Genomic DNA, 16,094 nt, shown 5'->3' on the forward strand with positions numbered 1-16,094 from the left:
GTGATACCTCTTTTATTATTTTGCGAAAAATACACCTTTGTATGTAATATTTAAATGTTACACTCAAAAGCAAAATACTTTATAATTAAATATACAAATATAAAGAGGTGATTTTACAAATGCAACCCGCTACACAACTTTCTAATGAACAGAAATACTCTATGTCATGGGGACAATTTATTAGCTCCGTTTTATTCGCTTTTTTCGGAACCGGACTTATTACTGTGTTCCTCGCAATGCCCTTAACAATTTATACAGCCGGTCTTACAGATAAAAAACAAATTGCCCTGTATGAATCTATTGCAAATACTGCAAGTATCGTATTACAACTAGCCGTGTTGTTATTCTTCATTTTTAAATTCGAACCCGCAAAAAAATTACTACTAAAATCTTTTAACTTTAAAGTACTTAAAGAATGGCGTACATACGTATACTTACTTCTTTTCTTCGCTATAAACATTATACTCAATTACATCTTGTTAAATTATGTGTTCCAAGACGCAACAAAGCAGCAATCTTCCGCACTAAACTTAGACGTTTTTAAGCAGTATCAAATATTATTACTTCTCGGCTTCGCTATACTCACACCAATTTTTGAAGAGCTTATTTTCCGTGGTTTTATACTTCGCTTCTTCTCAGAACGCTTTCCATTTTGGATTGCAGCCATTTTAACAAGCTTCTTCTTCGGTATCGCTCATACATACTCACTGGAAGTAATGGTAATTACTTTCTTCATGGGATTATTAATGGCTATTTTATGTAAAAAAACAAAATCCATTATTCCAGCTATGTTATTTCATATTATGAATAATATGTTGGCGTTCTTGAGTTAAAAAGAGGTATCATCACTTCTCATTTCTATCAATTTATACATATTTATTAATAATATCCAAAATAAACCTCATGTAGTAAAATATAACTCATCACCATAGAAGGAGATTATTTATGTCGAGCTTACTTTGGATTTTTTATATGCCACTTCTTGTTTTATGCGGATTTTTCGGTGGTATTTTTTTAATTATTACTAGCATTAAACATCTTAAATTATTTGTGGGTTTAATGGGGCTACTTAGCCTATCTTTTGTCACACTACCTTTTGTTTTTTGGGGCATGGGGGTGAATAGCGATACGATCCTCCCTATTTCAACTACTTTATATTGGATACTGTTTTCTTTAACTGGATTATTGGCAGGATTAAATGGATTACAGGCAAAGATTAAAAGTATACGTAATATGGGATTCATTATTTTTATCGCTGGCATATTAGGGGTTATTTTCTGGGTACTTATGTCTGTAGGGGATTCATTCTATATATAATATTTTATCGGAGGTAATACAGAAGTGTTTGGAATATTAACTTGGATGGTTTTGGCTCTTACTTTGATGTTATGCCAATTCATCGTTGGCATTTTTTTAATTATTGCTGGCATTAAATATCGTAAATCACTTACTATTATAGCTGGTTTGATTAGCATATCGCTTATCTTTGTTCCTATCATTTGTATAGGTTTTGGAATAGATTTAGAGGGGATGGTTCCAATTTCAGGAACTTTATATTGGTGTTTCTTCTCTTTAGCTGGACTATTAGCTATTATAAGTGGAAGACAAATATCCAGCATTCGTGCTATGGGAACAATTTTGTTTATAACAGGGCTGTGCTCCGTAGCTGGTTATCATTTTTTATATCTCACTCTTTAAAAAGACAAAAAAGCAGGGAAATTAATTCCCTGCTTTTCTATTTGGTTTATTGCCTGATGGTAAGAAGAACGATAACACCCAAGCAATACCGGCTAATATAGTTGCAATTAAGAAGGCATCGTTAATACCGTTAATTGCAGATAGCTTTGAAATTTGTCCGAATAATAGTTGTGTACTCATCGCATCTCCTGCTTGAGCTGATCCGGCTAATGCCGCTAAGCTTTGGCCCATACCGTGTACTTTATCAACTAAAATCGGGTTTGACGTTGTTAACATATTGCCGTAATCCGCTACGTGAGCAGTAGTTTGTTGCGTCATAAGCGTGATTAATATCGCTGTTCCAATTGAACCAGCTACTTGTCTTGACGTATTTTGCGTTGCTGTACCGTGAGAAATTAATTTCATCGGCAGTGCATTCATACCAGCTGTCATAATTGGCATCATAATGAATGACATACCAATTGAGCGTATAATATAATCCGTCATAATAACGCTATACGGTGTATCCATCGATAACGTTGTAAATTTATATGTCGCAAATGTTGTAATGGCTAATCCGACAATTGCTAACGGACGAATACCATACTTATCAAATAGTTTACCTGCAACTGGTCCCATGATCCCCATAATTAATGATCCTGGAAGTAATAATAAACCAGATTCCATCGGTGTAAAACCGCGAATGTTTTGCAAGTATACTGGAAGTAATAACATACCTCCGAATAAGGCCATCGTTACAATCGCGTTAATTACTAATGTGAAAGTGAACGTCGGATATTTAAACACTTGTAAATCAAGCATTTTATTGTCTGTTGTTAACTCTCTCCAAATAAATACAGCTAAACCAATGACACCGATGATAAGTGTTATAACAACTTCTGCACTAGTCCAGCCATTATTTCCAGCTTCACTAAATCCGTACAGTAAGCTACCTAGTCCAATACTTGAACTAATAACACCGAATACATCTAACTTTGTTTTGGACACTGGCTGAGCTAGTGTAAAGAATTTAAAAGATAAGAACGTAATAATTAAACCGATAACAAACATCCCATAGAACATTAAGTTCCAGCTATAGTTTTCAATTACCCAACCTGTTACAGTTGGTCCGATAGCTGGTGCTAAAATCATCGCTACCCCAAGTAACCCCATAGCTGCTCCGCGTTTATTAGGCGGGAATAATGTCATGAAGATATTCATACCAACTGGCATTAAAATACCTGCGCCAACCGCTTGAACAACACGGCCTGTCATCATCATTGTAAAGTTTCCTGATGTAGCACAAATGATAGATCCTACAGTGAAGAATAACATTGCTGCTATGAATAATTTACGATACGTAAATCGTGAAACTAAAAATGCACTGATTGGTACTAAAATTCCGTTTACAAGCATGAAGCCTGTAATTAACCATTGTGCTGTTGAAGTTGATACGTTAAATTCATTCATTAATGGAGGCAGTGCAACATTAATGATCGTTTGGTTTAAAATAGAAACGAACATACCGAGAATTAATACAGCTACAACTGCCTTTACATTCACATTCTCTACCGGCAATTGTCTCTTCAGCATTTCTTTTTCCTGTTTTACTTGCTCTTGCTTCCCTGTTTCTAATTCCACTACGTTAGAAGCTTCTGTTTCTTGTTTTTGTTCAAGTTCTTTCTCTACTGTTTCTGCTTGACTTACTTCTATCTTACTTACGGCTGGGACTTGTTCTTCTCCCACATTCGTTTTTTTCTTTCGTAAAAGACGATTTACAAGGAAGAAGACGATTATACAAAATAGTGCATATCCTACAATTGCAATTGAGGACATCTCATCTCCCCCTTACTTATGAATACGAACTGACACATTCATTCCAGGAACAATATTTACTGATTTACTATGATCTAAAGAAACTTTAACTGGTACAACTTGCTTTACTTTCGTATAGTTCGCTGTTGCGTTACTTGATGGTAACATCGAGAATGTATTCGCTGTTGTTAATCCAACTTGTTCTACTTTTCCCGTTAACGTTGTATCTGGGTATGCGTCTACATACACATCTACTGTTTGGCCTTTTTGAACATCATCAATATTTGTTTCTTCAATATTTGCTGTTACCCATAAATTGCTCATATCAAATGCATAAGCAATTGGGCTACCTGCCCCAACGAACGCATTAGTTGTTGCATTTGATTGTACAACTGTTGCATTTTGCGGAATTGTTACATCTACTGTTTGCTCACCATTTGCTCCTGCTACAGTAACCGCACCTAATTTATCGTTCTCATTGTAATTTTTTCCGACTTCAGCTTTCCAGTCTGTTAATTTACCTGCTACTGGTGATGCAATTGGGATTACTTTCCCGTCAATCTTTGCATTTTCTGTTTTTAAATAGTTTTCCGCTTGATTGTAATAGTAATAACCGCCAATACCGCCGCCAACTAATACAATTAATGTGATAATGTTGATAATTACCATTCTTCGAAACTGATTCATTGCATTCCTCTCCTTATATCGCATATAATTTTTTTCTAAACTATTTACATCCTTAGTGTTTATATTGTTTAATTGTTAATTATATTAACCTTTAAACAAAAAAAGCACACCTTTTACGACGCAAACTATGTTTTGTCTGCATCCTAGCGGTGCTGATTTCTAAAGGACTATCGTTTATAATTATAAATAATTATCCCGAATCTACAACCAACAATTTAAACCTATATGTTGTTTAAACAACATCACACTATACATGTGTTGTTTAAGGTTAAAAAATTAAACGAGGTGAAGTAAAAATGTCTATTAAAAATACAAATGATCCACGTGTAAAACGAACGAGACAACTCATACAGGATGCTTTTGTCGCTTTAGTAGGCGAAAAGGGCTTCGAAAATGTAACTGTGCAACATATCGCGGAACGCGCTCCTGTAAATCGTGCTACATTTTATAGCCATTACCATGATAAATATGATTTATTAGAAAAAAGCATAGAAGAAATGTTAGAAAAACTAGCTGCAGTAATTAAACCACAAAATCGAAATAAAGAAGATTTTCAGCTCACTTTTGATTCACCGCATCCAACTTTTTTAGCTTTGTTTGAGCATATCGCAGACAATACTAATTTCTATAACGTTATGCTCGGCGATAAGGCAGCTGGAAACTATTCTTATAAAATGATGAAAACAATTCAAACACATTTAACATTAAGCCTATCTATTTCCCAGCCAGATGATGAAGACCTTATGGTCCCTCGTGATATTCTTATTAGTTATGTTACAGGCGCTCATATCGGAATGATTATGTCATGGTTAAAAAGAGGCATGATTTATACCCCACATTTCATGGCAATGCAATTAACTCGCTTAATTATTTTAGGAGCTCATACTGCAGCAGGATTAGAAAGACCGTTTTAAAAATGAAAAAAGCGAAGGAGGTTATCCTTCGCTTCTTTCTATTAATTAAATGTAATGTTATGTACAGCCTCTTTATCAAGACGTTTAATAACTTCTACAATTAACTTCACTGCGTTTTCATAATCATCACGATGTAACATCGCTGCATGAGAATGAATGTAGCGTGTCGCAATCGTAATTGCCATAGATGGGATACCATTTACAGAAATGTGAATTGCTCCTGCGTCCGTTCCCCCGCCCGCTACAGAATCATACTGATATGGAATTTGTAATTCATCCGCAACATCAACAACGAAATCACGTAAACCTGTATGACCAATAACCGAAGCATCATATAGAATGATCTGCGGACCATCACCCATTTTACTTTGTGCTTCTTTTGCCGTTACACCTGGTGTATCACCAGCAATACCTACATCTACTGCGAATGCGATATCTGGCTTAATATAGTTTGCAGATGTTTTCGCACCACGAAGACCAACTTCTTCTTGTACAGTCCCAACGCCGTATACAACGTTTGGATGCTTTTCATCTTTTAATTGTTTTAATACGTCAATTGCAATTGCACAACCAATTCGGTTATCCCATGCTTTTGCAAGTAACATCTTTTCATTCTTCATCACTTGGAATTCGAAGTACGGTACAACTTGATCTCCTGGTCGTATGCCCCACTCCATCGCTTCTTCTTGGCTAGAAGCACCAATATCGATGAACATGTCTTTAATTTCAACTGGCTTTTTACGAGCTTCTGGAGGTAAAATGTGCGGTGGTTTTGAACCAATTACACCTGTTACATCTCCTTTACGCGTTACAATCGTTACGCGCTGTGCAAGCATAACTTGCGACCACCAGCCACCCACCGTTTGGAAACGAAGGAAGCCTTTGTCATCAATTTGCGTAATCATAAATCCGACTTCATCTAAATGACCTGCAACCATAATTTTCGGGCCGTTTTCTTCCCCAACTTTTTTCGCAACTAAACTTCCTAAATTGTCAGTAGAAAGTTCATCTGCAAACGGCTCAATATATTTCTTCATTACTTCACGTGGTTCGCGCTCGTTACCCGCAATACCGCGTGCGTCTGTTAATTCTTTTAGCATTGTCAATGTCTCGTCTAATTTTATCATTGCCAACACCCTCCTTTTTCTTCAGTCACTTTATTATACAAAAGGAAATTGAAATATTCAAAAATTAAATTAGTATCCTTGTGTTTGACGCTGATGATTTACTTCATTTTTATCTAAATATGCTTTTTCAATTTCATCTTGTTCAAATTCAAGCGCTTGTCCAAGGCGAAGATAGCTTGTAAATAGTTCAATATAGTTCGTAATAGAAGGTTGATCTGTAAAACGAATTACTTTCGCATATGTGTCTAAGAAAATTTCCACTTGTGTTTTATTCGTTTGCGCACATTTATAGAATAAGAAGTTTTTATCAATTCCTAAATCGATTCCGATTGATAAAATAAAATGTAAACCATCTACGTATTCTTCTAATATTACTTCACGTTCTGAAGCTGGTTTATTGCTCCAATATTTAAAACAACGTGTTTCATTTGCAAGTTCTCCAATTTCTACAAGAAGAGCTAACATTTTTTCTTTTAACAATTTTTTCGGTTGTAAGTCATGTTCTTTCACAATACGGTCATCTAATTCTTTTTGTAATTTAAATAGTTGTAGTAAGTCCATTCTATTGTCCTCCTCCAACATCGCATTTTCCGCAACAATGTTGTTTCATCTCAAAGTTCATTATTATTTTTCGTTTCTTATTAACAAGTCAGCTACCTACATCTTTATAAAGATAGCTTGTCCTTAATTTGCAAATACGTTTCAATCATCACTCATAGATTGTTCACTTGATGAAAGCTCCATATCATCTTTCCATTATAGCAGTGTCGTTTCTGCTAGGAAAGATGCACTTCTCACGAATGAGTTCAAATAAAAAAAGTCAGGAGGATTCTCCTGACTTTATATATATATTCTTTTATATCGCTATAGCTTTTATATTGATTTTGTCATATCGATAACGACACATCCGTTAATCTTTCCTACTTTCATGTAAAAGTCTCCTCGTTATCGTTACAAAACTTCTTACAAGCACATCTTAATATACTTGAGCAAGAAATAACGATAATAAGTGGAGGATTTTACAATAAATGTAAATAAAAAAACCTTAGAAGAAAATCTTCTAAGGTTTTAAACAATTAGTTAATGTTGTTTTTTGCAACTGTTGCTAATTCAGCGAAAGCTTTTTCGTCATGAACAGCTAAGTCAGCAAGCATCTTGCGGTTAACTTCGATGCCAGCATTTTTTAAACCGTGCATTAAGCGGCTGTAAGAAAGACCATTCATACGAGCTGCTGCGTTGATACGTGTAATCCATAATTTACGGAAGTCACGTTTCTTTTGACGACGGTCACGGAATGCATACATTAGAGATTTCATAACCTGTTGGTTAGCAACCTTAAATAATGTACTCTTAGAACCGTAGTAACCTTTTGCTAATTTTATAACTTTTTTACGACGTTGACGAGTAACTGTACCACCTTTTACTCTTGGCATAATATTACCTCCTAGTTTGTTCTATATATCAGCCGAACTTATTTTAAGTTGTCAAGCATTTGACGAATGCGTTTGAAGTCACCAGCGCTAACTACACCAGCTTTACGTAGTTTACGTTTAGCTTTTGTAGATTTGTTAGCGAATAAATGGCTTGTGTAAGCGTGAGAACGCTTCAGTTTACCAGATCCAGTCTTTTTGAAACGCTTTGCAGCGCCGCGATGAGTTTTTTGTTTAGGCATAGGTATTTCCTCCTCTATCTATTACTTATCGTTTTTCGGTGCTAAAACTAAGAACATACTACGTCCTTCCATTTTAGGCTTAGATTCAATTGTACTAACTTCAGCACAAGCTTCTGAGAAGCGATCTAAAACACGTTGACCGATTTCTTTATGAGTAATGGCACGTCCTTTAAAGCGAATTGACGCTTTAACCTTGTCGCCTTTCTCTAAAAACTTGACAGCATTACGAAGTTTTGTGTTAAAGTCATGTTCATCAATTGTTGGACTTAAACGAACTTCTTTCATGCTAATTACTTTTTGATTTTTGCGCTGTTCTTTTTCTTTCTTCTGTTGCTCAAAGCGGAATTTACCGTAGTCCATAATGCGGCATACTGGTGGTTTCGCATTTGGAGCAACCAATACTAAATCAAGATTAAGACCTGCAGCTAAGTCTAAAGCGTCATTACGAGACTTGATTCCAAGTTGATCGCCGTTTGCGCCAACTAAGCGTACTTCACGTGCACGAATTTGCTCGTTAATCATCATATCCTTGCTAATAGTAAGCCACCTCCAAGGTTTTCTTAGAATACGTTTTGCAATTGTAGAACCCGAACAAAAAAAGTGCGGGCACACGGCACCCACACTTGTAATATCTTTAGTAAGAAATACATTTACCTGCTAACTGCGAATGCGTCCATCAGGTGAGAAGCGGGTGCTTCTACTTGTCAAAACCATATTCTATTATCCTTGATGAGTTTATCATAGGACATGACGTCTGTCAAGAAGACGCGATGTGTTTTACTAACAACAAGAAATATTGTAACAAACAACCAGCATACTTGCAATACTTTTTTATGATAAGTATTGTTTGGTTATTTTTTCTAGATTTTCTTTTTTATAATACATAAAAAAGCCGCGGTATACCGCGGCTCTTTCTTATCGTTTTCCTTCTACCTTAATCATGTCAACAAACGCATCTAATGCGATTGTTTCTGATTTTTGTTCACCATATTTACGTACGTTAACGCCATTTTCAGTAACTTCATTGTCACCTACTACAAGCATGTACGGAATCTTTTGCATTTGTGCTTCACGGATTTTGTAACCAATTTTCTCTTCACGAGTGTCTAATTCAACACGGATACCAGCACGTCGTAATTCATCTTGTACTTTCTTCGCATAGTCTAAATGTACTTGCGGAGAAACTGGAATTACTTGCGCCTGAACTGGAGCTAACCAAGTTGGGAATGCGCCTTTGTATTCTTCAATTAAGAAGGCTACGAAACGTTCCATAGTTGATACAACACCACGGTGAATTACAACTGGACGATGTTGTTTACCGTCTTCACCAACGTAAGTTAATTCAAAGCGTTCTGGAAGTAAGAAGTCTAATTGTACAGTTGAAAGTGTTTCGTCTTTTCCAAGAGCAGTACGAACTTGAACGTCAAGTTTCGGACCATAGAATGCCGCTTCACCTTCAGCTTCATAGTAATCAAGACCCATTTCATCCATAGCTTCTTTTAACATACCTTGTGCTTTTTCCCACATCTCATCATCAGCATAATACTTTTTAGTATCTGCTGGGTCACGATAAGATAGACGGAATGAATAGTTTTCTAAACCGAAATCTTTGTACACTTCTAACGTTAAGTTTACAACACGTTTTAATTCTTCTTTAATTTGATCTGGACGAACGAAAATGTGCGCATCATTTAAAGTCATTCCGCGTACACGTTGTAATCCAGATAATGCTCCAGACATTTCATAGCGGTGCATTGTTCCAAGTTCCGCAATACGGATTGGTAATTCACGGTAGCTGTGAATATCGTTTTTATAAACCATCATATGGTGAGGGCAGTTCATTGGACGAAGAACTAACTCTTCATTATCCATTTCCATTGATGGGAACATGCCATCACGGTAATGGTTCCAGTGACCAGAAGTTTCATAAAGCTCTCTACTTCCTAATACTGGAGTGTATACGTGATCATAGCCTAAGCTTGCTTCTTTATCAACGATGTAACGCTCGATAATACGGCGAATTGTTGCACCTTTTGGTAACCAAAGTGGTAAACCTTGTCCTACTTTTTGGCTATTAGTAAATAGTTTTAACTCTTTACCTAATTTACGGTGATCGCGCTCTTTCGCTTCTTCAAGCATACGTAAGTGCTCATCTAATTCTGCTTTCTTAACGAATCCAGTACCGTAAATACGTTGTAACATTTTATTATTGCTATCGCCGCGCCAGTAAGCACCAGCAACACTTAATAATTTAAACACTTTAATCTTCCCTGTAGATGGAAGGTGAACACCACGGCAAAGGTCGAAGAATTCGCCTTGCTCATAGATTGAAATAACTGCATCTTCTGGAAGATCGTTAATTAAATCTAATTTTAACTCATCGCCGATTTCTTCAAAGCGACGAAGTGCTTCTGCACGTGGTACTTCATGACGAACGATTTCTAAGTTTTCGTTCACGATTTTTTGCATTTCTTTTTCGATTTTCTTGAAGTCTTCAACTGTAATTGCTTCTTCCATATCAATATCGTAGTAGAAGCCATTTTCGATTACTGGACCAATGCCAAGCTCAAGCTTAACATCTTTATATAAACGTTTTAACGCTTGTGCTAAAAGGTGAGCTGTTGAGTGGCGTAAAATATATAAGCCATCCTCAGAATCTAATGTAATAATAGAAACTGCACCATCTTCTTCGATTGGTGTAACAAGATCGATCATCTCATCGTTTAATTTTCCAGCCACAGCTTTTTTCTTTAAGCCTGGGCTAATAGAAGCTGCGATTTCTTCAGTTGTTACTCCTTTTGGAAACTCCTTCACAGCTCCATCAGGGAAAGTAATTTTAACTACATCTGCCATCACTGGTCACTCCTCTTTTTTTTCAAAATAAAAAACACTCATCCCATAAAAAGGGACGAGTGTTGAATTCGTGGTTCCACCCTTGTTCCAATTAACCTTATTGTTAATTGCTCAAGTTCAACATAACGGTGTTGTCCGTTAGCAATTACTAGAAAAACGTTCACTGCTAAAGTTTAGAGGTGGTAAGTAATAATCCCGTACTAGGAAGCTCGCACCCTAAGGCTTCCCTCTCTGAAAATCGTAGATAACTACTCATGTCCTCATCATGACATTTCAATATATTTCATTTATGTAGGTAATTATATGCTCAAAAACTTAGAAAATCAAGGGCGTTACCTTTATTTTTTAAATTTTTCACATTGCGCTCAAACTCATGCAAACCATGTAATTCGACTCGTTCCTGAAATACATTTCGCAAAGTAATAATCATATTATGATCTTGTTCTTTCGTATATAAATAAATCTTTTTCGGCGAAATAGAAAGAAGTGGTGCAATTACTTTCGTATCGATATATACATCCTGTTTCTTTAATAATTCTTCATCTATATATTGAACCAATTTCTCCTGTTTTAAACGCCTACCTTTATCATCATAGAAAATAAAACTTTCATCAAAAATAAGATGTACACAGGACAAACGTGATTTCCGGCTACTTACTTGTTGGCGAAGTGTCTCAATGAATATTTGGTATTCCTGCTCCATCTTATACTCATCAATTGCAACTTCAGCAAGCTTAGTTACCATTTCCCTATATGTACGAAGACGAAAACGAACGTATGATGAAAACGAGAATGAGAGCGGATCACAAAGCCAATCATTCAAAGACGACGCAATATAAGATTCAAATTTTTGACGTGTTAAATCACTAGCTACTCCTTTTCTTCTTTCCTTTAAAATCTCATGTGCCATATGCAATATTTGATGACACTCTTCTTGTTCTTCATAAAAAAACTTTTCCTTTAAAATGGTATGAATCCATTCATTTTGTTTCACATTCATAATGAAATATAGTAATACTGGCAATAAAATCTTTTCAATATAATTTGATTCACATAATGGTATATGAATAACAACCTTTTGTTCGTTTAAATATACACTTGTTTCCTTATATAAGGATTCTGTTCTTTTCGTTAGTTGTCTGTATACGTACACAGCATCATTTTTTTCTTCGAAGCAAATTTCAATCACTTTTGTCCCCCCTTTTATCCCCGCTCTAAAGGATTGCATCTATACGTTACAAATCCTATAAGAGTCCGATCTATGGAAGTTCACTCTTAGTAGAAACCTATCTCCCATCGCTAGAACATCCACTCGATATGGCTTGCTAATTTTATATATATTAAGGGAGGGAGAAAAAAATGATACAAGCTACTCTGAAAAAATGATTAAAATAAAGTGAAACTTTAATCAGTGGAGGTTTTGTCCATCCTCCACTGATTATTAGCCCGCACCAATCGGGCTTTTACGGGCAGCAGGGCTCCCACCTAACTTCTTTGCTTTACAGCCGAATTTTGAGGTGGGAGTCTTACTGCCCGCCAATAGCGGGATAAAAAAGAGCAAGCTTCTCAGCTCGCTCTTTACTTATTACGACGATTTTTCCCACCAATTGGGATTGGCTTCGCTAAATATTTAATTCGTTCCATAATACGGGCCGCTTTCATCTCTTCTGCTTCACCGCGCTGTGTATACGTTAAATGATGTTCCAACTGTTTGAAATCAAAGTTAGATGTAAAGAACGTCGGTAAGTTTTCCAACATACGGAATTGCAAGATTGCACCGAGTACATCATCACGTACAAAACTTGACATCGCTTCTGCCCCGATATCATCTAACATTAATACTTGTACACGTTTGACAGCATCAATCTTTCCGCTAATCGAATTATCTTGAATCGAACTTTTGATTTCACGTAAAAATTCAGGGAAGTATACGAGCATCGAACTAATTTTCTTTCGCGCAAGCTCATTTGCAATTGCCCCTAAAAGATACGTTTTCCCTACACCAAATTTACCGTACAAATATAAACCTTGTGCTTTTTTACCTGGTTCGTATGTGTTTAAAAATTCATTCGTTGCACCTATTGCATCAATACGTGCATCTAAATCTGAAGGGTCTAAATTTTCCATAGTTGCCTGCAAAATGTCAACTGGCATATATACACTTTGAACGAGTTTTTCATATTTTTTTCTCTCATCATATGCTACTTTTCTAATACAACGATCGTATTGAATATCAATCATCTTACCTTGAATAACGAGCTTCGGCTCATATCCTTGTAGCATATTTTTACATGACCCTAAATCTGGACAATCCGCACACCCTACACTTTGTCCAATATATTCATATAACTTCACAAGACTTCGTTCAATCATAGAAGTCGTTACTTCACCTTTATGTTCGTCTATAAATTCTTTCACACGAGGGTGCGCCATCACTTCTGCCTTTAAGACTTCATATCTATTTTTAAAGTTTTTATTTTCCATTAATTTCGTAAATGAATTTTGAATATGCTCCATTTTCTCACCTCAAAGAGCGTTCATTTTCTTTTATTAATCACGCTTATATTTTTTCAATACTTCTTCTAATCGTTTCCGTTCATCTTCTAACGTACTTGCATCTTTTTTCGCACTTACGTCATTTTTTACAGGTTCTTTCTCTTCTTCTTTCGACTCTTCTTTAAGCCAATCTGGTACCATTTCTTTTCGCACTGTTTTCTTCGCTGTACGACCTTTTTTCTTCGTCTCAGCCCACTCTTGATATTGACGATTCTCTTCTTTCGCTAGCGCCATCGCCTCGCCTACTGTACCGACCTTTTTTCGCGCCCAATGTCCAGCAATCTTCTCGACATACGTTTTAGCAAGCTTCATATCTGAGCGTAGCATAACGTAATAAATAAGTACATTCACAACCCCTGGCGTTAACTTTTGATTTATCATTACATCCTCAACGATTTGCAAGTCCGCTTTCGTCGCCTCTGCACCGCCTGAAATCTCTTTCAATAGTTGTTTTGGCGAGATTTCCTCTAACTGTTTCATTAGCATCTCTTCTTGCGTAGATGGCTCTTTCTCTTTCATTGTACGAGCAGCATGAGGTTGCACTCTTTCACTTAATACAGGTAACGCTTGACCATTTTCGAATTGATACCAATCGCGTGCTCCCTTCCGAAGCCTTTCGATATCAATTGTTTGCACTTCTGTCACTGCGCCAAGAACGATATTTTGCATCGATAACACATCCACACCGTACACATAAGCGAGTGTAATAACACATTCTCTCACTTGATCTGTAATCGCCTTTTTAGGAACAAGGGCTGATAGTCCGTCTACAAATAAAGAGAAATCAAAGAAATCGTTCCAAACTTTCGGAGCATCCCCATTCTCGTTACTTGGCATAATTGTCGTTTTCGGGATACGCAGTTCTTCTTGCGCATATTCAAACTGACCTGGGTTAAACGAATCAAATATATCGTTGAAGGAGCGCGTAACATTTTCATAAGAAGCAAAATCGAATTCTTCTTCTAAGAAATATTGCTTTACTTGGTTGTATTTTGTCCGACTCAAGCGATTATATAAAAAGATACTTAAAACAATATCATCAAAAAACTGCTTCGGAGATAAAGGTGGTTGCAATTCATATATAAACATCCGAATATCTTTTTCTTTCTTAATATATACATTTAAAAGACCAATCGCTTCTAACTTTACTCGTTCCCCATATATTTCAGGAAGTTGCATTTGCATAGTCACCATAAGGGAGTGATGTGTATTCTCTTTTCCAAACACACGATCTTGCTCTAACTCTCCCCATAGTGTCATGTATAAGCTAAAAGCTCTACTACCTATTAACGGTTGATACAACATCGTTAATACTTTCCGGTCGTAATTATGTAACAACCCTTTCGCACTTACTTTATAACGATCAATCGGCAATAGCTCCATCCATGACTGTTTTTCCATTCTTGCTTTTCCTTTCTCTCATCCAATCTAGCCTACATTTCACTCGTTCTATCTTTATTATATAATTTATTAGCGAAAAAGAGCTATTAGCTTCCGCTTCTAGCTCTCTTATCTCGTTTACTTACAGTATATAAAGAGATTCCTTCTACTCTCTCTCTTTTTGCAGTATATCTTTTAATTCTTCAATAAATACATTTAAATCTTTAAATTGACGATACACAGAAGCAAAACGTACGTAAGCAACATCATCAATATCACGAAGTTCTTCCATAACAATTTCACCAATCATATCACTTTTCACTTCTGATATACCTAAGTTACGAAGTTCACGCTCCACACTTTGTGTTACTTCCTCTAACTGCCTTAAAGATACAGGTCTTTTTTCACACGCTTTAATTAAACCGCGTAAAATTTTCTCTTTATTAAACTCTTCTCGTGTTCCTTCTTTTTTAACAACGATAAGAGGTGATTCTTCTACTCTTTCAAATGTCGTAAAGCGACTTAAACAACTTTCACACTCTCTTCTTCTTCGAATAGAGCGCCCCTCGTCTACCGGACGCGAATCTAACACTCTTGTTCCATTATGAAAACAGGATGGACAACGCAATTCATTCACTCCTTTACACTATAATCTTTATTCTTTCGCTACTCACCTACATGTGAAAATATATATACAATATTATATAACTCATTCTTCTATAATGACCACTCTAAGTTATTACATATCGTGATCCTATTTTATATAAACTAAAAAAGAGGTGCATTATACACCTCTTTACATTTTAAATCAATTATGTTCTTTTTTAAAGAGCTTTTGTTTCTCTCTGCTTAATTTCGAAGCTACCAGTGCCTCGAGGAAGCTCGATGCTCTCACGCGTTTTCGCGTTTAAACCTTCTGCAATATATTCTGCAGCAACATTTGGATCAATACGATCCCCACAAGTATAAACATCAATACTTGCGTAACCGTGCTCCGGAAAGCTATGAATTGTTAAATGTGATTCCGAGATAATTACTACTCCACTTACACCTTGTGGTGCAAATTTATGAAAAGCAACCTCACGTACTTCAGCACCAGCTCTTAGTGCTGCATCCACAAATAATTGTTCAATATACGGCATGTCATTAAGCTTGTCGAAATCGCAATCCCAAAGTTCAGCAATCACGTGACGACCCATCGTATCCATAGTATCCATTCTACAGTTCCCCCTTGTAAATTTATTCTAACTGTTCGAATTGAAAACTAATTTGCAATTTGGCTTGCTCCACTACCACGGGGGAAAGTTAGTCCAGAGAGGTCCTAACCCTTTAAGTAGTGACTACGTACCTCAGCTCTTAAGTTTACGAGTGTTAGTATACTTTGTTTATTTTCATTTTGCAACAACAGTTTTT

17 protein-coding genes and 2 other annotated features are annotated in these 16,094 nt (G+C 36.2%); of the genes, 4 read left to right on the plus strand and 13 right to left on the minus strand.

Annotated features, from left to right (window positions below):
* Positions 1-119 precede the first annotated feature (119 nt).
* The 3 genes from NSQ08_RS21440 to NSQ08_RS21450 all read left to right on the plus strand — a co-directional run bounded on the left by NSQ08_RS21440 (position 120) and on the right by NSQ08_RS21450 (position 1,698).
* A complete protein-coding gene (locus NSQ08_RS21440) occupies positions 120-833 on the plus strand; it encodes a CPBP family intramembrane glutamic endopeptidase (RefSeq protein WP_340778692.1) in 714 nt (237 codons plus the stop codon).
* Between the two features lie 112 nt (positions 834-945).
* Entirely contained in the window at positions 946-1,317 is a 372-nt protein-coding gene (locus NSQ08_RS21445; protein ID WP_002165001.1) for a hypothetical protein, read from the plus strand.
* Positions 1,318-1,341: 24 nt separating this feature from the next.
* On the plus strand, positions 1,342-1,698 hold the full coding sequence (locus tag NSQ08_RS21450) for a hypothetical protein (protein WP_016092408.1): 357 nt from the start codon (positions 1,342-1,344) through the stop codon (positions 1,696-1,698).
* 21 nt (positions 1,699-1,719) lie between these two features.
* On the opposite strand, the gene NSQ08_RS21455 is transcribed toward NSQ08_RS21450, so the two are convergent.
* Together NSQ08_RS21455 and NSQ08_RS21460 are read right to left on the minus strand one after the other, a co-directional pair.
* The gene (locus tag NSQ08_RS21455; RefSeq protein ID WP_002143335.1) at positions 1,720-3,513 is read right to left on the minus strand and encodes a DHA2 family efflux MFS transporter permease subunit; all 1,794 of its coding nucleotides are present in this window, start codon (positions 3,511-3,513) and stop codon (positions 1,720-1,722) included.
* Between the two features lie 12 nt (positions 3,514-3,525).
* Entirely contained in the window at positions 3,526-4,179 is a 654-nt protein-coding gene (locus tag NSQ08_RS21460) for an HlyD family secretion protein (RefSeq protein ID WP_002190842.1), read from the minus strand.
* 296 nt (positions 4,180-4,475) lie between these two features.
* Here NSQ08_RS21460 and NSQ08_RS21465 point away from each other — a divergent pair, with 296 nt between their 5' ends.
* Entirely contained in the window at positions 4,476-5,093 is a 618-nt protein-coding gene (locus NSQ08_RS21465) for a TetR/AcrR family transcriptional regulator (protein ID WP_002015467.1), read from the plus strand.
* 41 nt (positions 5,094-5,134) lie between these two features.
* Here NSQ08_RS21465 and NSQ08_RS21470 read toward each other — a convergent pair whose 3' ends face one another.
* From NSQ08_RS21470 to speD, 11 genes are all read right to left on the minus strand, one after another.
* On the minus strand, positions 5,135-6,220 hold the full coding sequence (locus NSQ08_RS21470) for a M42 family metallopeptidase (RefSeq protein WP_002088917.1): 1,086 nt from the start codon (positions 6,218-6,220) through the stop codon (positions 5,135-5,137).
* Between the two features lie 69 nt (positions 6,221-6,289).
* Entirely contained in the window at positions 6,290-6,781 is a 492-nt protein-coding gene (locus tag NSQ08_RS21475; protein ID WP_002015469.1) for a dUTP diphosphatase, read from the minus strand.
* A 515-nt stretch (positions 6,782-7,296) separates the two neighbouring features.
* Positions 7,297-7,653 carry a 50S ribosomal protein L20 gene (rplT, locus tag NSQ08_RS21480; protein WP_001138364.1) on the minus strand — a complete coding sequence of 119 codons (357 nt, stop codon included), beginning with the start codon at positions 7,651-7,653 and terminating at the stop codon, positions 7,297-7,299.
* Between the two features lie 38 nt (positions 7,654-7,691).
* Positions 7,692-7,892, minus strand: coding sequence for a 50S ribosomal protein L35 (gene rpmI / locus NSQ08_RS21485; RefSeq protein WP_001125945.1), 201 nt, complete (start codon positions 7,890-7,892; stop codon positions 7,692-7,694).
* Positions 7,893-7,913: 21 nt separating this feature from the next.
* Positions 7,914-8,417 carry a translation initiation factor IF-3 gene (infC, locus tag NSQ08_RS21490; RefSeq protein ID WP_002015470.1) on the minus strand — a complete coding sequence of 168 codons (504 nt, stop codon included), beginning with the start codon at positions 8,415-8,417 and terminating at the stop codon, positions 7,914-7,916.
* A gap of 63 nt (positions 8,418-8,480) precedes the next feature.
* Positions 8,481-8,601, minus strand: a sequence feature (ribosomal protein L20 leader region).
* Between the two features lie 206 nt (positions 8,602-8,807).
* Complete coding sequence (gene thrS / locus NSQ08_RS21495) at positions 8,808-10,745, minus strand: threonine--tRNA ligase (protein WP_002034275.1); 1,938 nt, start codon at positions 10,743-10,745, stop codon at positions 8,808-8,810.
* Positions 10,746-10,793: 48 nt separating this feature from the next.
* Positions 10,794-11,021, minus strand: a binding site (T-box leader).
* A 31-nt stretch (positions 11,022-11,052) separates the two neighbouring features.
* Entirely contained in the window at positions 11,053-11,934 is an 882-nt protein-coding gene (gene ytxC / locus NSQ08_RS21500; RefSeq protein ID WP_033709482.1) for a putative sporulation protein YtxC, read from the minus strand.
* A 389-nt stretch (positions 11,935-12,323) separates the two neighbouring features.
* The gene (dnaI, locus tag NSQ08_RS21505) at positions 12,324-13,262 is read right to left on the minus strand and encodes a primosomal protein DnaI (protein WP_002015473.1); all 939 of its coding nucleotides are present in this window, start codon (positions 13,260-13,262) and stop codon (positions 12,324-12,326) included.
* A 33-nt stretch (positions 13,263-13,295) separates the two neighbouring features.
* Positions 13,296-14,702, minus strand: coding sequence for a replication initiation and membrane attachment family protein (locus NSQ08_RS21510; RefSeq protein WP_002015474.1), 1,407 nt, complete (start codon positions 14,700-14,702; stop codon positions 13,296-13,298).
* 145 nt (positions 14,703-14,847) lie between these two features.
* Positions 14,848-15,309, minus strand: coding sequence for a transcriptional regulator NrdR (gene nrdR / locus NSQ08_RS21515; RefSeq protein ID WP_001203686.1), 462 nt, complete (start codon positions 15,307-15,309; stop codon positions 14,848-14,850).
* Between the two features lie 196 nt (positions 15,310-15,505).
* On the minus strand, positions 15,506-15,889 hold the full coding sequence (speD, locus tag NSQ08_RS21520) for an adenosylmethionine decarboxylase (RefSeq protein ID WP_002003660.1): 384 nt from the start codon (positions 15,887-15,889) through the stop codon (positions 15,506-15,508).
* Positions 15,890-16,094 lie beyond the last annotated feature (205 nt).

The organism is Bacillus sp. FSL E2-8887, assembly GCF_038007205.1.
Taxonomy (GTDB): domain Bacteria; phylum Bacillota; class Bacilli; order Bacillales; family Bacillaceae_G; genus Bacillus_A; species Bacillus_A mycoides.